The sequence below is a fragment of the Megasphaera jansseni genome, from assembly GCF_047974155.1.
GTDB lineage: Bacteria > Bacillota > Negativicutes > Veillonellales > Megasphaeraceae > Megasphaera.
The window spans coordinates 1-18,396 of sequence record NZ_JBHYRR010000030.1; the positions used below are offsets into that span (position 1 = coordinate 1).

Annotated in this window: 11 protein-coding genes; 6 read left to right on the forward strand and 5 right to left on the reverse strand. The window is 51.6% G+C overall.

Features of this window, described 5'->3' with window-relative positions:
• Window positions 1-277: 277 nt before the first annotated feature.
• From ACE418_RS10870 to ACE418_RS10885, 4 genes are all read right to left on the reverse strand, one after another.
• Window positions 278-1,093, reverse strand: a complete 816-nt coding sequence (locus ACE418_RS10870; RefSeq protein ID WP_416450629.1) for a basic amino acid ABC transporter substrate-binding protein — start codon at window positions 1,091-1,093, stop codon at window positions 278-280.
• 283 nt (window positions 1,094-1,376) lie between these two features.
• On the reverse strand, window positions 1,377-2,783 hold the full coding sequence (locus ACE418_RS10875) for a sodium:solute symporter family protein (protein ID WP_416450630.1): 1,407 nt from the start codon (window positions 2,781-2,783) through the stop codon (window positions 1,377-1,379).
• 538 nt (window positions 2,784-3,321) lie between these two features.
• Complete coding sequence (locus tag ACE418_RS10880) at window positions 3,322-9,192, reverse strand: ESPR-type extended signal peptide-containing protein (RefSeq protein ID WP_416450631.1); 5,871 nt, start codon at window positions 9,190-9,192, stop codon at window positions 3,322-3,324.
• A gap of 94 nt (window positions 9,193-9,286) precedes the next feature.
• On the reverse strand, window positions 9,287-10,018 hold the full coding sequence (locus ACE418_RS10885; protein ID WP_416450632.1) for a LytR/AlgR family response regulator transcription factor: 732 nt from the start codon (window positions 10,016-10,018) through the stop codon (window positions 9,287-9,289).
• Between the two features lie 601 nt (window positions 10,019-10,619).
• On the opposite strand from ACE418_RS10885, the gene ACE418_RS10890 reads away from it, so the two are divergent.
• The 6 genes from ACE418_RS10890 to ACE418_RS10915 all read left to right on the forward strand — a co-directional run bounded on the left by ACE418_RS10890 (window position 10,620) and on the right by ACE418_RS10915 (window position 15,573).
• Window positions 10,620-11,582: a bile acid:sodium symporter family protein gene (locus ACE418_RS10890; protein ID WP_416450633.1), complete on the forward strand. Its 963-nt coding sequence runs from the start codon at window positions 10,620-10,622 to the stop codon at window positions 11,580-11,582.
• Window positions 11,583-11,608: 26 nt separating this feature from the next.
• Window positions 11,609-12,454 (forward strand): pantoate--beta-alanine ligase, encoded by an 846-nt coding sequence (gene panC, locus ACE418_RS10895; RefSeq protein ID WP_416450634.1) that lies wholly within the window; start codon window positions 11,609-11,611, stop codon window positions 12,452-12,454.
• A 98-nt stretch (window positions 12,455-12,552) separates the two neighbouring features.
• Complete coding sequence (locus tag ACE418_RS10900; RefSeq protein WP_416450635.1) at window positions 12,553-12,852, forward strand: glycoside hydrolase family 12 protein; 300 nt, start codon at window positions 12,553-12,555, stop codon at window positions 12,850-12,852.
• A gap of 28 nt (window positions 12,853-12,880) precedes the next feature.
• On the forward strand, window positions 12,881-13,495 hold the full coding sequence (locus ACE418_RS10905; protein WP_416450636.1) for a DUF6803 family protein: 615 nt from the start codon (window positions 12,881-12,883) through the stop codon (window positions 13,493-13,495).
• Between the two features lie 226 nt (window positions 13,496-13,721).
• On the forward strand, window positions 13,722-14,438 hold the full coding sequence (locus ACE418_RS10910; protein ID WP_416450637.1) for a response regulator transcription factor: 717 nt from the start codon (window positions 13,722-13,724) through the stop codon (window positions 14,436-14,438).
• Window positions 14,425-15,573: a sensor histidine kinase gene (locus ACE418_RS10915; protein ID WP_416450638.1), complete on the forward strand. Its 1,149-nt coding sequence runs from the start codon at window positions 14,425-14,427 to the stop codon at window positions 15,571-15,573. The genes ACE418_RS10910 and ACE418_RS10915 overlap by 14 nt, the downstream gene beginning before the upstream one ends.
• Here ACE418_RS10915 and ACE418_RS10920 read toward each other — a convergent pair.
• Window positions 15,539-18,388, reverse strand: coding sequence for a heavy metal translocating P-type ATPase (locus ACE418_RS10920; protein ID WP_416450640.1), 2,850 nt, complete (start codon window positions 18,386-18,388; stop codon window positions 15,539-15,541). The genes ACE418_RS10915 and ACE418_RS10920 overlap by 35 nt on opposite strands.
• Window positions 18,389-18,396: the final 8 nt, after the last annotated feature.

An 18,396-nucleotide genomic window follows, 5' to 3' on the forward strand; every position in this document is an offset into this window, starting at 1 on the left:
AGTCAAACTGGTGTCTTTGTACCCGGATTTAAGCAAATGACCGTTTGTTGTATATATGGAAGAGGCTATACACTAGCATGAAAGCAAAAGCCTTCGTGCGACAGCCCCTTTTTGGCAGTTAGCAGTTAGTATTGTAGGGGTCGCCACGTGGGCGACCCGTTAGGAATTTGGATGATTCTCTCAGCAGGTTAGCCGGGAAATCGTACATATCCCCAAGCGGGCTCACCACGTGCGAGCCCCTACAAGCAACTAACTGCTAACCCCTAACCCCTAACACTTACTTCAGCACTTCTTCCGAGCTGGTCGGGAGGTTCGGCATATCGGTGTTGAACCATTTCTTGTAGATTTTCTGGAATTCGCCTGTTTCTTTCAGTTTTGCCATGGCGTCGTTGACTTGTTTCAACAGTTCTTTGTTATCCTTGTTGATGGCGAAGGCCAGGTATTCCGGCTTCGTATCGGGGATATCGATGACGTCGAATTTACCCTTGCCGTCCTGGGTCAGGAAATAATCGGCAACCGGTTTATCGAGGATAGCGGCTGGCGACCCGCCGACCTGGAGTTCCATGATGGCTTCGGAGTTATTGTCGAACTGTTTGACCGTGTAGCCCTGTTCTTCGGCGTATTTTGCACCGGTCGTGCCGATCTGGACGGCAATCTGCTTGCCCTGCAAGTCGGCTACGGAATGGACGCCGCTGTTTTTCGGCGTCAAGATGACCAGTTTCGATTCATAGAACGGAGCAGCAAAGGCGACTTTCTGAGCCCGTTCCTTGGTGACGGTCATGCCCGTAGCGGCGATATCCATGTCACCCTGCTGGATGATGGGGATGATACCGGAAAAAGCGATGTTGTTGAACTCGACATCACGGCCCATTTCTTTGGCGACGGCGCGGATCAGATCCATTTCAAAACCTTTATATTCCGTCGATTGGTCGTTATCCTTGAATTCAAAAGGAACGAACGTCGCATTGGTAGCGACGCGAAGCGGTTTCTTCGTATCATTGGCAGCATCTTTCTTGTCACTGCCGCAGCCGGCCAGCATCGAAGCGGCCAGGACGCCTGTAAGCAAAGCAGCACCTAATTTTTTCGTATCCATACAATCCCCTCCAGAAAATTGAATAAAAATAAATTTATGCTTATTATTATACTATCTTATGGGAAAAAGTAAAGGGCTTGTCGCGAGCGACAAGCCCTTTATCGTTGTTCGTAGGGGCGACCACGTGGGGCGCCCGCTCCTGGGGATGTACGAATCTTCCGCCTACGGTTAACCTGCTGGAGAAATCGTACATATCCCGAAGCGGGCCGCCTTCACAGGACGACCCCTACGATGCAGCCTACAGGCTGCGAGTTGCTAACCACTAACCACTAACCACTAACCACTATTCTTTTAACTCCGGCATCTTGATGGGAGTTTTATCGATGAGGCGGACGATGAGGAGGGTGATGATGCAGATGATCCATTCAAAATAAATGACGTGGGGCAGGACGCGGATCTGCGGGCAGAGCTGCCAGGCAAAGAGGCCGATGATGCCGACCAGGGTCGTCCAGAAAGCCGTGTTCTTGCGGCACAGGGACGGGCAGAACATAGTGCAAAGGAAGACCAGCGTGAAGGCCGTCGTCAGGCTCAGGCCGATGAGCATGACTTTGACGATACCGACAGCATTGAAGGCCAGCCATAACGTACCTACGCCGACAATGAGAATAATCAGGCGGTTCGCTTTGACATAGTTCATTTCTGAAATATTCGGTTTAATAAAACGTTTAAAAATGTCCTGAGAAATCAATGTGCCAGCCCCCAAGAGAATCGTGCAGGCTGTCGACACATCGGCAGCCCAGAGGGCAGCCAGGGTCATCCCTGACGAGAAGGGGTCGAGGCTCATGATGATCTGCGGCAGGGCCATGGTCGGGTTGATACCCGGGAACTGGGCTTTGGCAGCCAGGCCGAGGATAGCCGACAAGAAGCCGACCGGGAAGATGAGCAGGCCGCCGAGGATGAAGCCTTTGCGGGCCGATTTAGCATCCTTGGCGCCGCAGGCAATCTGGACCGGCCCCTGAGCCGTGATGGCCTGGGTCGTCATGACGATGATCCAGCCCAGGAGGACGGCAAAGGACAGGCCACCCATGGGCGAGAACCAGTTAAAATCCGCTGCCGGCAGGGCCGCATTGATGCCGCTGATGCCGCCGTCGCGGAGCAGGATGCGGACGAGGGAATAGATGATGCCGAGATAAATGACGGTGACACTGAGGATGTTGGATAAGCCGGAAGACCAGAGGCCGCCGATGGCCGTGATGCCGACGAAGACGACGGCACTGGTGATCATGCCGGCGTGCATGGAGAAGATGTCCGGCATGAGGGCGTGTAAAATCGAACCGCCAGCGACATACTGCAAGGACGTGATGCAGATCATGATCAGGGACAGGCCGATGACGCTGATGATGCGGGCTTTTTTATCGTAACTCCGTTCAAAGAGTTCCGGAATGGTCGTACAGTTTAGGGAACGGTACTTGCCGGCAGCGACAAAGCCCATGATGATGGCGCCGATAGCCCAGGCCGCATTGTACCAGCCGGCAGCCAGGCCGATTTTCGTCGCACTTTCCGCGACGCCGACGGTCGAAGCCGCGCCGACGGCCATACCGGTGATGCTGACGGCGACCAGGCCCGTAGAGAACTGGCGCCCTGCAAATAAATACTCTGTCGGGTTCTGACTGGCCCGGCGTTTGACATAGAAAGAAATGGCAAATAATAAAATGATGTATAAGATGACAATACCCAATTGAATCGACATTTTCTCTCCATCCTCCTTTGGCTTATAAATTTTAAAATTCGCAACCTTAGTTCCATCTACGGGAACATAATATGCTAATAATTAACGTTATTATAGGCCAAAATGAAGAAAAATACAAGGAGAAAGAAAACGCAGACCGTAGTTCGCAGGGGCCGGTCCCAAAGGGCGGCCCGCAGTTTCGTAGGGGCTTGCACGTGGCAAGCCCGTTGGACATTTGAATAATTCTCCTATCAGGAGCTGTAGGATTCCCAAATCGTCTTGCTAAGAAAGTCGTCCACACTCCTAACGGGTCGCCCACGTGGCGACCCCTACAATACTAACTGCTAACTGCTAGCCGCTAACAGCTAACAGCTAAAAAGAGGCTGTCGCACGAAGGTTTCTGCCATCATGCGAGGCCCCGTTTACTTTATAGTTTGTAGCACAGAGTTTGTAGTTTACAGAGAAAAGCTTTAAATTTAAACCCATCCGCTAACCACTAACCCCTAGCCACTAACAACTTGAAAGGAGCTGTCGCGATGCGACAGCTCCTTTTTTCAATCTATGCTTTTTTCTGTGCGGCCATGGCCTGGAGTTCTGGTTTGAATTCTTCTACCAGTTTCTTTTCAGCTTTGGCGCCTTTGGAGAGGGCGTTGTAGATGATTTCCGCCATTTCGTAGCGGGTCATCGTACGTTCGCCGTGGTATTTACCGTCTTCGTAGCCCTGGACGATGCCGTTGCCAGCGAGTTTGCTGACGGCTTCATAGGCCCAGTGGTTTTCCGGTACATCCGGGAATTCCTTGGACATATTCGGATTGATGACCGACAGGAGGGCATCGAGGCGGTTGGTCAGGGAGTCGATCTGTTTCTGCATCGCTTTTTCACGGTCTGTCAGGCCGTTCGTGGCGTTGCGTCTTGCTTTGTTGCCGCCCTGGCCGATGCGGAGGGAAATGCCGCCGCCATACATGTTTTCGCCTGTGCCGAAGGACGACGAAACATTGACCATGACGTTTTCATTCGGCCGGTAGAAGGCGCCGATAGCCGTAGCTGTTTCGCCTTTGTAACCGCCGACGGCAGCTGCGATGTTCCACTTGGAATCAGCATCGAATTCGAGGGGATGCAGGTTGGCCAGTGCCGCTGCGTTGGCCCCGACTTTGTCGACGCGGCTGTCCAGATTGTTGACCTTGTTTTCAACGCCCGTGACGCGTTCATTGGTCTGATAGAGCTGGGCCCCGTTGACAGCGTCTGTGCTGCTGGCCGAAAGGTCACCGGCTGCTACATTGACAATCTTCTGATTGTTGGCGTTGATGCCGTTGGAATCAATGTAAGTGTTGTTGCCGACCTTGTAGGAAGAAGCAGTCATGCTGCCAGTAACTGTAGCGTTGCCGCCGACAGAGAGGTCTTTTTCCATGGTGACGACATCTTTAAAGGTGGCTGTGCCATCGAAAGTCGATGTGCTGGTGACGTGGAGCGTATCCGTCGTCGTGCCGCCAGTAACGGTGGCGCCATTGTTGACGACGAGTTTATCCGTTGTTGTCGTGCCTTCTACAGTCAGGTCTTTCTTAACCGTAGCGTTAGCTTCCATGGTGACGTCGCCTTTCAGGTCAGACGTACCATTGACTGTCAGGTTCTTGCCAACGTTTGCATTGCCCTGCAGGTCCGAATCGCCTTTGACAGTCAGTTTCTGATCAACCGTTGCACTACCGCGGACGCCGAGGTCTTTCAGGACGGTAGCATAATCCATTTCGGTTTCATGCGTGCCATCTTCATTGGTTAGCTTCGTCTTGCCGTCTGTTGTAGTAATCGTGGTCTTGCCAACTTTATTGACGATGGAATCGGTGCTCATCGTGGTGCTGACATTATTACCCACTTTGTTCGTAATGGACTTGGAGGCCGTATTTTCGATTTCCGCTGCGGAGTTGCTGAGTTTTTCCGTTGCGGTATTGGTGATGTTCTTGGCACTGTTGCTCAAGGTTTCAGAAGCCGTGTTGGTGATGTTCTTGGCGCTCAGGCTGCTGTCGCCTGTAACGGTCGTAGTCTGATTGCCGCCGATAGTGTTGACCTGGTCACCGGTAATGCTGTTAGTCTGTTTACCACCAATCGTGTTCGTCTGATCACCCGTAACGGCGTGCGTTTCGTTGCCGCCGACAGTCGTGGTCAGGTCTTTGCCAATCGTGTTGGTCATGTTTTCTGTAGCATTGTTGACGATATCCTTGGCATCATTGGCAATCGTACCGTTCTTAGCCGTGTTGGTGATATCTTTTGCCGTCTGGGTGACGCCGGTGCTGTTGGTGCCATCCGTTACGACGCTGCTGACCGTCCCTGTTGTCGAATCTTTTAAGATGTCAATGATAGTGGAGCCATTGACCAGGGTATCTTCCGTCTTGGTGGCTGTCTTAGACGTAGCGCTGTACTGGGTATCGCTGGCTTTGATCAGCTGTTCCGATTTGTCCACGGTGTTATTGGTGTTGTTGGCCTTGGTCCCGTCAGTGATGGAGGAGGCCAGGCTCTTGGCATTCTGGTTCACAACCGTGGTGTTGGTGCCGTCCGTTACGGAGGAAGCAACCTGGTTCGCCTTCTGAAGGCTGTTGGAGATATTGGTTCCATCAGTAATATTGGTATTAGTCTGACCGGCGATGGTGTCGATAGTGGTCTTCTTGTCCCCATCGGTGAGCTGGGATTTTTCTTCGGCTGCGCCGCGGAGATAGGAAGCGGTCTTGCCATCAGCCTGGCTCATTTCTTCTTTAGTCTGATAGGACAGCTGGGTGGAAGTATTGGAACCATAATCGTTTGCTACTTTATTTACAATGGAGCTGGAAGCATCGGTTTCCACATCCAGAGCTTTGTTGGTAATCTTGTTGTTAGCCGTGTTATTGATGTTTTCCGCCGTCAGGCTGCTGTCACCGGTTACCGTGGTGGTCTGGTTGCCGCCGATAGTGTTGACCTGGTCACCGGTAATGCTATTGGTCTGCTTGCCGGTTACTGTCGTGCTCTGGTCGCCATTGACTTTCGTAGTCTGGCTGCCATAAGTTTCGCTCACAGCGCCTTTGACGCTTTCCGTCTTGCTGCCACTGATGGTATTGGTCTGGTCTCCTGCTACCACATTGGACTGATTTCCGCCCACGTTGGTGCTCTGGTCACCGTCAACCGTAGTTGCCTGGCTGCCGTATTTTTCCGTGACACTGCCCTTGACCGTTTCCGACTTGCTGCCGCTTACCGTATTCTGCTGGTTGCCTGCAACAATGTTGGTCTGGTTACCGCCTACAGAAGTCTTCTGGTCTGTCTTGATATTGGTAACCTGGGCGTTGAAGTTTTCTGTTTCCGTACCCTTCACATTGACCGTACGATCTCCGGACACGGTATTGGTCTGATTGCCTGCCACATAGTGGGTTTCGTTGCCGCCTACCTTGGTATCCAGGTCGGACTTGTAATCTTCCGTGACCTTGCCGGTAACGGTAGTCTTCAATTCTCCACCAACAGTGGTTGTCAGATTCCGGTCTACTGTGTTTGTCATGTCTTCTGTAGCATGATTGACCAAATCTTTTGCCTCATTGGTGATAGTTCCATTAGAAGCGATATTGGTGATGTTTTCACTCGCCGTATTAGTGATATTCTTAGCATTAGTAGAAGCTGTTTCACTGGCGATAGTTGCTACGTTTTTACCTTGGTTGGTAAGTGTTTCGGCCGCAATATTGGTGATATTGTTAGATGCATTGTTGGTAATATCCTTTGCCGTATTGGTCAAGGCTTCTGTTGCTGTATTGCTGATATTCTTAGCCGAGCTGGTCATATCACCGGTGACCGTATTCGTCAGATTACCACCAACAACATTGGTCATATTTTCTGTAGTCGTATTCGCAATATTCTTGGCGTTGTTAGCTAAGGTGCCATTTAGTACATTATTCGTGATATCCCCGTTAGTAGCTGTATTTGTAATGCTATTTCCTGCCGTATTAGTAATGCTTTCAGAAGCACTGTTCGAGAGGTTTTTAGCATTGTTGGCAATGGTACCCTGTTTTGCCGTATTGGTAATATCCGTCGTAGTCTGGGTAGAAGAAGTTGTGTTGGTTCCATCCGTGACTTCGCTGGTGATAGTATCTGTCTTCTGGTCTACTTTGGAGAATACCGTATCAGACGAATTAATCTGATTGAGGATTTCGCCGACACGCTGTTGGAACGTCGAGGTCTTTCCATCTTTATCTTTGAGGGTACTGCTGGATTCTATAGATGTCTGTGTAGACAGGTTGCTGTTCTTGTCAGAATCGATAACCTTGGAAGTCACATCGCTGCCTTCTACAGTGAGCGTGCTCTTTTTCCAGTTGCCATCTGCATCAGTAGCTTTGGCCCAGGTGGAAGTGCCGTTTTCATCATAATCAATGGCGCTTTCTTTTTCACTGCCATCTTTGGTGCTGGTAGCTTTCTTATAGCCTGTGATTTCACCGGCTGCCACTTTCGTGCTGGCCGTTACGTTGTTGTCCCCTACAATGCCACTCTTGGTCAGGTCGATTTCATCCACATTCAGCTTGCCTTTGACCGTCAGGTCGCCGCCGATGGTGGCATCGCCGCTGGTGGTGATGGTTTCAGCACTCAGGTTCTTCACACCGGTGAGGTTGCCATTCTGCATGGTTGCCGTGCCATCGGAGATGCTCTTACCCTGGATAGCGCCGCCGGCAGTCAGGTCACCGGTAATGGTGGCGCTGCCTGCTGTCAGAGCGCCCTGGATGGAAGCGCTGGCCCCTGTAATGGCGCCGCCTGCGTGGATGTCACCCAGTGCGGAGATGTTGCCCGTAGAAGTTACGGTGCCACCGGTAATGGAACCGCTGGTGTTGATGTTGCCGTTGGTAATGGTAGCAATCCCATCAGTCAGGGTCTTGCCGGTTACCGTTCCGTTGCTCATGGAAGCACCCTTACCGTCGGTTACGGTTTCGCCGGTGATGGTTGCCTTGGAAGTGACATTTCCATTTTCATCCACGGTGAAGGCCCCGTTGGCTCCTTTAATCTTGCCGTCAGCGCTCATAGCTGCCTTGGCTGCCGCATAGTCATCGCCGCCGGTGTAGACGCCGTCTTTATCCACCACACTGCTGTTGGTCCCAACCTTGATGCCCTTTTCGTTCAGGGTGATCTGGTTGTCCTTGCCCTTGTTCAGGATCATTTCACTGGCATCGGTCTTGGAAGTGGTGACAGTCCCGTCCTCAGCCACACTGGTGGTATTCTTTTGGAGAACGTTACCGTCGCCAAGGCTCAAGCCATTGTTCACCGCTTCTGCCAGTTTGGCATCTGCTGTCACACGGGCCGAAGTTTCTGCCTGCAGGCCCTGGTCCAGAGCGTTCAGGTTCTGACCTACATATTTATCAAGCTTCACATACTTGCCATCCTGCATCGTACCATCGGTGATGCCTTCGGTAGCGGTGAGCTTGCCGTCCACCATAACCGTCTTGGAATCCTTGTCATAGGTGATGGCTTCGGTCTTATCTTCCAGAGTCGTAGTCCGGGAGTCGAGAGCCGCATCGGCGGCTTCACGGGTTGCAGCTTCAGCGGCATCCGTCTTGCTCAAGGCCGTGAACCCATCAGCTACGTTCTGATTAACTGTTTCAACGTTTTTAATGGTAGCTACCAAGCTTGTATTAATATCCTGAATCAGCTTGTCCTGGGCTTTATCTGCACCGATACGGGCAGCCGTTTCCTTTGCCAGGCCGGCATCCAGCAGCGCCACGTTTTCGCCGATAGTGTTGGCCTTTTTCACAATGGCCCCATCGTCCTGCAATGCAGCGTCATTCTTGCTTACATAGGTATCCGCAGCTTCCTTCTGCAGATATTCCTTCACAGCGGTGATCCGGTCATCATTGGCCTTGACCTGTTTATCCAGGCTGACCAGGTTATTCCCTACCGTATTGTTTTGTTTGATATAGTTGCCATCTTTGGTAGTTTCGTCGGTCACACCATCCGCAGCCATTTTACCTGCTACAGTCACATCGCCACTAGAGGTTATATTGCCAGTAGAAAGGCTTCCAGATGTCAATTTCCCATTGATTTTCAAATCTTTGACGATCTGATTTTCTTTGGTCCCTACAATCAGATTCCCCGCCTGGGTAACATGCAAAGCCGTGCTGGTCTTCTGGTCCGTTAATTTTTGATCCAGTTCAGCCGCTTTGCGATATGTATATTTTTTGGCAGCCTCAATCTGCGCATCCGTACCATCCTTGGTATAAACTTCTACTGCCGTATCGGAGGTCGACGGTTCGACCTTCGTGGTATCCGCCGCATAGCTAAATCCTCCGACCGGGAGGAGCATGAGGGCTGTGATGGCGGCCAGGGCCAGGCGTCTGGTCTTATCGCCTGTGCTGGAGGCCTTGGTATGGCCTTTGGCTAATTCTGAGGCTACGACGTAGCAATTTCTTGATTTACTCCAGATGACTTTAAATATCTTATTCATATTATCGCATCCTTTCTGTATAAAGATTTGGCATAGGCCTTAATTTGGCGTACAAAAATAAGACGTGTCGGAAATGCTGAATTTTTTGGGATTTTTATGCGTCTTTTTGGAAAATGAATTTGAAATAATCTTCCTGGAACTGGCGATATTTCCGTTTGGCCAGGGGAATTTTATGTCCCTTTACTTCGATATAGTCGCTCTTTATGATGTGAATTGCGGACTGGTTGACGATATAACCTTTTCCGGGAGAGACGAACTGGCCGGGGACGATGGATTCAAAGGTTCGCAGCAGGGCCGATATGGATTGGCGCGTTTCCAGCATAGAGCCATCATGGGTGTGAACTTGCTGGACATGGCCGTTGCTTTCGACGAAGAGCAGGTTGTTGATTTCTTCGACTTGAATGCCGCCACCGACGAGGCGGAAGATGATTTTTTTGCTGTGCCGCTGGTGGATTATATCCATGACCCGATTCATGGCCTGGTCGAATTGTTTTTGTGTAAACGGCTTGGTCAGATAGTGGGCGGCCCGGATATCGAAGGCTTCGACGGCGAATTCATCACTCGTTGACAGGAAGAGTATTTCTGCCTGGCATTTCTGTTTTCTCATTTCACGGGCGATATCGGTTCCCAGCAGACCGGGCATGCAGATATCCAATAAGATGATGTCGAAGTCTTTCTTTTCTTCTACGGCGTCTACAAAATTCATGGCGTTGTCATAGGCGCATATCTCAATATTCGAGGCTTTGTTCTGGTAATAAGTCTGTACGGCTGTTTTCATGATTTCCAACTGGTCTTGTAAATCATCGCAGAGGGCAATTCTTAACATAAGTACCTCCTTTCTGTTCACGGTAAGGGAACAATCATCCAGTTTAAAGCTATTGTAACTCGAATTACGGTTTGAAAAACTCACTGCGACATTAAATGCACCTTTTTTGGCACAAACGGGATAAGATATTATTTTTTGTTTTAATATTAATTACTTGCCATGATTATGTGATTATCTTGTAAAGTTTGGAATTTGACTTCAAACATCGCTTTGTTTGACACTTTCAGTATAGCGGGAAAAAGGATTGTTGGATATTATACTTTCGTATATGATTTACTAACGAATTAATATAAAAGGGAAATGCCATTGCATCGAGTTCCTAAATATGGTATGATACGGCCGAGGCAAAAGATAACATCACGTATCGTGAGTTATACTTTTTTTCGGATATTTCTCAAGATGGTTTTTTCATCTGCTTGGATCTGATTCAGACCGAGACAGAAAGGATGGCTCATCATTTCTTGGTAGTGCGAAAATAAGTGGGATTTTTCACAAATTCGCCTGCCAGTATGGACGTTTGTCACTTAGACACCTTTCGGTCTGTGCCGGAAGGTGTTTTTTTGTTTCTTTTGCCCCAGATTCTCATAGGGAGGTTTTTTTGTTGAAAAAGTGTTGTGATTTTCTGGTAAACAACATGGCCATTTTCGTCGTCCTCATCGGTATTGTCGGCGCCGTATGGCCTCAGACCCTGCAATGGGTCGGCCCGTATGTAGGCTGGCTGCTGGGGATTGTCATGTTCGGTATGGGCATGACCTTGACCGTACAGGATTTCAAGACCGTCTTCAAGCGGCCATGGGAAGTCCTCATCGGTGTCGTCGCCCAGTTCCTCATTATGCCCTTGGTAGCCTGGGCCCTGGTACGTCTCTTTGCCCTGCCGCCGGAACTGGCTATTGGCGTCATCCTCGTCGGGACCTGCCCGGGCGGGACGGCATCGAACGTCATTTCTTATCTGGCCAAAGGCGACGTCGCCCTGTCCGTATCGATGACCATGTCGACGACCATCCTGGCGCCTATCGTGACGCCTGCCCTGACCTGGTTCCTGGCAGGTGCTTGGATCCATGTTTCCTTTGTATCCATGATGATTTCCATTGCGGAAATGGTCCTGGTACCGGTCCTGCTCGGCCTGGCTGCTCATCATTTCTTTGCCCGCAGCGTCGAAAAAATCCTGCCGGCCATGCCCGTCGTATCGGTAGCGACTATCGTCATCCTCGTCGGCTGCGTCGTATCCCTCAGTGCGTCGCGTCTCTTTGACGTCGGCCTGCTCATGGCGGCTATCGTCATCCTGCACAACGTCTTTGGCCTGGCCCTGGGCTACGGCATGGCTAAATTGTTCCGCCTCGATTCGCGTAAATCCCGTACGGTGGCCATCGAAGTGGGGATGCAGAATTCCGGGATGGCAGCATCGCTGGCCGTTTTATACTTCAATCCGGCAGCGGCGATTCCCGGAGCTATCTTCAGTGTATGGCACAATATTTCCGGTTCTATCGTTGCCAATTTCTTCTCGCGCCGCGATGAAAAGGCGCAGGTTCTGCCCGTTGAAAAATCGAGTGTTCCTACTCATTAATTTATAGCTAAAGGAGTCTTATTATCATGAAAATTTTCCGTACTGTCAAAGATATGCAGGCATTTGCCGCTGAACAGAAAAAAGCAGGCCGCGTCATCGGCCTGGTCCCGACCATGGGGGCACTTCACGAAGGGCACCTGACCTTGATGCGGGCAGCTAAAGCTAAATGTGACGTCGTCATCGCTTCGGTTTTCGTCAATCCGACCCAGTTCGGCCCTAATGAAGACTATGATGCATATCCGCGCCGTTTTGATGAAGATTGCCAGAAACTGGAAAGTGTCGGCGTCGATGCCGTTTTCCATCCGGAACCCTCTGAAATGTATCCGCAGGGATACTGCACGTATGTCAATGTGGAAGGCGATATCACGCATAAACTCTGCGGTGCCCAGCGGCCGATTCATTTCCGGGGCGTCGCTACGGTCGTTACGAAATTGATGAATATTACCCGGGCTGATGAAGCTTTCTTCGGGCAGAAAGATGCCCAGCAGGTCGTCGTTGTCCGCCGTTTCGTCAGCGACCTCAACATACCGGTCCACATCAATATGGTACCGATTGTCCGCGAAGAAAGCGGTCTGGCACGGAGCTCGCGCAATGCTTATCTTTCGCCGGCAGAAAAACAGGCAGCCCTGGTCTTGTCCCGCAGCCTGCGTAAAGCCAAAGCCGCTTATGATGGCGGTGAAAAAGATGTGGAAACGCTGAAGTCCATCGTAACCCAGGAAATCCAGTCCGAACCGATGGCTTCTATCGACTATGTCGATTTATTCTCGTTCCCGGCTTTGGAACCGATTTCCACAGTCGATCAGGAAAGCTTGCTGGCCATTGCTGTCCGCATTGGCAAGACGCGCCTCATCGATAATATCATCATCGGTTAATGAATCTTCACATTTTCTTCACATTTCCTCCACATCTTTTTCGCACCTCTCTGGTATAGTATAATCATGAACAGAGGGGTACTACAAAGGAGGTCTTTATGATGAAGAAAAAAATCTTAGCCGGTTTGGCTGTTATTGCAGTTGTTGCCGGATTTTCCGCCTTTGCAGCCACACCAGCTGCTTCGGAAACGCCGTCATCGGCACCTTATGGACAGGGCTATACGTGTTATGATAATGGGTATTGCCCAGGCCCGCAGCAGGGTGCCTGCTATGATGGGCAGAGTAACTGCTATACGGACAATGGTTATTGCCAGGGGCCGCGCCGCGGCTGTCGGGCCAATACCCGCAACGGGTGTCAGGGCTGGCAGAATTGCCCGGCCTATGACGACCAGCGTTAAGCAGTTTAGCTAAAAGGGGGAAAAAATTATGGTAATGACTCATTACATGGAACTCTTGTCGCTCCATGAACCTTGGTTCTTGATTCTCTTCATGCTCGTACCGATGGTGCTGGCAGAAACGATTTTGGCATCTGATGTATTGTCACTGATTTATAGAGATCGCCGCAGCGAAAAATGGGATAGCCTCAAACATATTTGTGGCCTCGTCCTGGGCATTTTCTTTATCATTGTTACGGTGTACATCGTATCGTCTTATGTTCCGACGATTCAGTGGCGCGGCCCGATTGACTATATCTCTATCTGGGCTTATATCCTGGGCGTCATTCCGGCTGTCCTGGTATTGCTCCAGGAATTAGGGGTCATCTTCAAAGGACCGGATGAAACGTCCAAGCTTAAGAAACACCTGTGCCTCATGATCCTTTTCGTCCTGTTTACCCACTTGGCAATGGTATTCGGCATGGCCGACCCGCAGCTCGCCGGCTACGTTCCGCCGAAACAGAACATGCAGATGCAGATGAATGGCAATATGCCGATGGATCACAGTCAGATGAGTCATGACCAGATGAATGGTCAAATGAATGGGCAGATGAATAACAATAACGGCCAGATGGACCATAGCCAGATGGACCACAGCAAGATGTAGTTCAGCGGCTCGTAGGGGTGCCGTCGCACGAAGGTTTTTGCCATCGTGCGGCGGCCCCTTTTGCTTTATCGTTTTTAGTATGGAGTTTGTGGTTTGTAGAGATAAGTTTTAAATTTAAAAGCATTCACGGCAAACTACAGATTGCAAACGGCAAGCTTAATACTCAAAAAGAGGCTGTCTTAATGCGGCAGTCTCTTTTTTCATGCTATAATTGATATCATAGGAGGTGGAATTTTTGCGAACGAATTCGATTTTGATTGTCGACGATGATGAAAAACTTTGTGCTTTGCTGCAGTCTTATTTTGAGCAGGAGCAGTTCATCGTCTATGTAGCTCATGATGGCATGACGGCCCTGCATACGCTGCGGAACCAGAGACCGCAGATTATGCTTCTCGATTTGATGATGCCCGGCATGGACGGCTTTGAAGTCTGCCGCCGTATCCGGCAGTTCAGTGATATCCCGATTATTTTCTTGTCTGCCAAGGACGATGAGACAGACCGCTTAGTAGGACTCAATATGGGCGGCGATGATTATGTGACCAAGCCTTTCCACGTCAAGGAAGTCATCGCCCGCGTCTATAGCCTGCTGCGGCGGACCCGCGGTGAAGTGTTGCAGCAGACGACGTCGTATACGATACGGGACCTGACGATTGATAAGGAAAAATTTACGGTCCTGCGGGGGCAGCAGCCCATTGCGCTGACCCCGACGGAATTCAATCTCCTGGAAGTCTTGACGTCGGCACCGGACCGGGTGTTCAGCCGGATGCAGCTCGTGGATAAGGTACAGGGTGGCTATGGCTTTGAAGGATATGAACGGACAATCGACACGCATATCCGCAACCTGCGTAAAAAACTGGAACCGGATCCGGCCCATCCGACCTATATCCTGACCGTGTACGGCATTGGTTATAAGTTTGATGGAGGGACTCATGAAAAAAGCTGACAGCATCGTCATCCGCCTGACGGGAATGGTCTTTATCCTGATTTTCCTGACCATCGCTATTTTGCTTATTTTAGTCAATAATCAAATGGATAGTCATTTTTCCCAATACCTGAATAACATGTCCCAAATGATGGGAAACGGCCATCAGGGAATGGGGATGATGCACGGCATGATGCATGGGCCGGCAGAAGTTACGTATATATCTGCCGTCCATCGCTCGCTGTTATGGGTCGGCCTGGTCATGATTGCCGTCAGCGTCACGATCAGTTATTTTATCGTCCGGGAAATCATGCGCCCTTTGTCGGCCCTGACGGAAGCGGTCCAAAAGGTCAAAGCCGGTACGTATGGCCAGACTGTGCCTGTCGAGCGCCCGGATGAGGTTGGCGTCCTGACGGAGACCTTTAATGGCATGTCCGAAGAACTGGCCCGGAATGATAAAATGCGGCGCCGCTTGTTTGCCAATATTGCCCATGAATTGCGGACCCCGCTGGCCATCTTACAGGGAAATCTGGAAGGCATGATCGACGATGTCATCCCGACGGATAAGAAAGTCCTCCTGTCGATGGAAGACGAAACGCTGCGCATGGGCCGGCTCATCCAGGATTTGCGTGACTTGTCTTTAGCAGAAATCAATGAACTGACTCTCCATAAAGAGCCGTATGATATCAACATCCTGCTGGAACGGGCTGTGAGTATGCTCCAGCCTTTATGCGACGAAAAATCCCTGACCGTCCATTTGGACTTGGTCAGGGATTTACCGAAGGTATTCATTGATGTAGACCGTATCAATCAGGTCATTTACAATCTGCTGAACAATGCTATCCGCTATATCGAAGCCGGATGTTCGATTACGGTTTCGACGCTGGTCGTCACCGTACAGGGCCAGCCGTATGTACAGGTTCAGGTCGCCGATACTGGCAGTGGCATCGAACCGGAAGATTTACAGCATATTTTTCAGTATTTCTACCGCAGCGAAAAATCGCGGAGCCGCAAGAGCGGCGGCAGTGGTATCGGTCTGGCCCTGGCCCGGCAGTTCGTCCGCAGTCATGGCGGCAGGATATGGGCGGACAGCGAAGTCGGCAGGGGCACGACGTTTACTTTTATTTTACCAATTCATAACCAGCGTCGGCAATGACTTTGGCAAAGGCTTCCGTCGGGATGTCTTTGCTGGTCGTGACGTCGGCTTTTTTGCCTTCCAGGTCGACGGTGACAGCCGTGACGCCGTCCATGGCGGCTAATGCATCATGTACGTGTTTTTGGCAGTGCTGGCACATCATGCCTTCGATTTTCAATGTTTTTTCCATCGTTTCATCCTCTTCTTTCTTTGGTGTAGTAAGGTTTTGTAATGTATATCCGGCAGTGGTGATGACTTTTTTGAAGTCTTCTGCGGAGATAGCTTTATCAGCCGAGACATCGGCTTTCTGGCCATCGAGGTCGACGACGGCATCGGTGACGCCGTCCATGGCTTTCAGGACTTTCGTAACCGTAGCCACGCAGTGCTGGCACATCATGCCTTCGATGGACAGGGTATAGTGATACGGAGCCGGAGCCGCTGCGGCTTCAGGGGCCGGTTTTTGCGGAGCTGGCTGCGTTTCTTTCGGGATAGGGGCTTCTGCTGTCGATGTTTCACGTGAAACATGGGCGCTGTGCGTCGTCTTGAAGAAGCGCAGGCGCAGGGCGTTCATGCAGACCGTGAAGCTCGACAGGCTCATGGCGGCGGCGCCGATCATCGGATTGAGGCGGATGCCGAAGGCCGGATAGAGGACGCCCGCAGCCAGAGGGATGCAGATGACGTTATAGAAGAACGCCCAGAACAGGTTTTCTTTGATGTTCTTGATGACGGCCTTGCTCAGACGGATAGCGCTGACGGCATCGAGGAGGTCGCTGCGCATGAGGACGGCATCGGCACTTTCGATGGCGACGTCCGTGCCGGCACCGATGGCCATGCCTAAATCAGCTTTGGCCAGGGCCGGTGCATCGTTGATGCCGTCGCCGATCATGGCGACTTTATGGCCTTCGGCCTGGAGGGCGGCGATATGTTTTTCTTTATCCTGAGGAAGGACACCGGCAATGACCTGGGGAATGTGCAGGCGCTGGCGGATGGCTTCGGCTGTGCGCTGGTTGTCGCCTGTGAGCATGACGACGTTGATGCCCATTTTGGCAAAGTCGGCAATGGCTTCGGCGCTGGTCGCTTTTTCGACGTCGGCTACGGCGATGATGCCGATGATTTTCTTATCGTCAGCGAAGAGGAGCGGTGTCTTGCCGTCGTCGGCCAGGGTATTGAGGCTGGCTGTGATGGCTTTGGTATCGATATGCGCTTCGTCCATGAGGCGCGTATTGCCGGCATAATAGGTCTTGCCGTCGATGACGGCCTGGACGCCGCGGCCGAAGAGGGCTTTGAAATCGCTGGCCGTCCTGCCGGTCAGCTGATGGTCGCCGGCATAGGTGGTAATGGCTTCGGCCAAGGGATGTTCACTGCCTTTTTCCAGGGCTGCTGCGATGGCGACGAGGTCTTCTTTCGTGCCTTTCAGGGGTACGATATCCGTGACTTTCGGCCGGCCTTCGGTAATGGTGCCGGTCTTATCCATGACGACCGTGTCGATGGCATGGGCCGTTTCCAGGGCTTCGCCGGATTTGATGAGGATGCCGTTTTCAGCCCCTTTGCCAGTGCCGACCATGATGGCGACCGGCGTAGCCAGGCCCAGGGCGCACGGGCAGGAGATGACCAGGACGGAGATGGCCGTCGAGAAGGCGAATTCGGCGTCGACGCCCATGACAAAGTACCAGATGAGGCCGGTAATGATGGCGATGGTAATGACGGCCGGGACGAAGTAGCCTGAAATGGTATCGGCCATCTTGGCAATCGGCGCCTTGCTGGCACTGGCTTCATCGACGAGTTTGATGATCTGGCTGATCGTCGTATCGTCGCCGACGCGGCGGGCTGTGATGTGGATGAAGCCCGTTTTATTGATGGTCGCCGACGTGACTTTGTCGCCGACTTGTTTTTCTACCGGGATGCTTTCGCCGGTAATGGCGGCTTCGTCGACACTGGTCGTCCCTTCGGAGATGATGCCGTCAGCCGGGATGCTTTCGCCCGGACGGATGACGATTTCGTCGCCGACGACGAGGTCTTCGACGGGGATGACCGTTTCGACGCCGTTGCGCAGGACCGTGGCCTGTTTCGGTGCCAGGTCCATCAGTTTTTCGATAGCCGTACTGGTCTTGCCCTTGGCACGGGCTTCAAGGAACTTGCCGATGTCGATGAGGGTGACGATCATACCGGCTGATTCAAAGTACAGGTTGGTGCTGTACTGGGCGACGAGGGCCCAGTCGCCATGGCCCATGCCCCAGCTCATGCGGAAGATGGCGAAGACGCCGTACAGGGCAGCTGCCATGGAACCCATACCGACCAGGCTGTCCATGTTCGGGGCACCCTGGAAGAGGTTGCGGAAGCCGTTGACGTAGTACTTGCGGTTCAAGTACATGATGGGCAGGATCAATAAGAACTGGGTAAAGGCAAAGGTAATGGCATTTTCGTCGCCGTGGAAGATGTATTGGAAACTTTCCGGGACGGGGATGCCGAACCATTCATAGAACATGTGGTGCATGGCGATGTACATGACCGGGATCAGGAAGACGATGGACCAGATGAGGCGGTGCTTCATGGATTTCATTTCTTCCTTGGCTATATCAGAGGCGCTTTTTTGCGGGGCGCCGGCCTGTTTCTGGCTGCCGCCTTCGGCCGGGCTGGCACCATAGCCGGCGTCGACGACGGCCTGGATGATGTCTTGTTCGCTGACGACATTTTCATCGTAAGAGGCCTGCATACTGTTGGTCAGCAGATTGACGCTGGCCTTGTCGATGCCGTCCAGCTTATTGACGGCTTTTTCCACGCGGGCCGAGCAGGCGGAACAGCTCATGCCCGTAATGGTGAATTTTTCGTGCTTCAACGGACTCA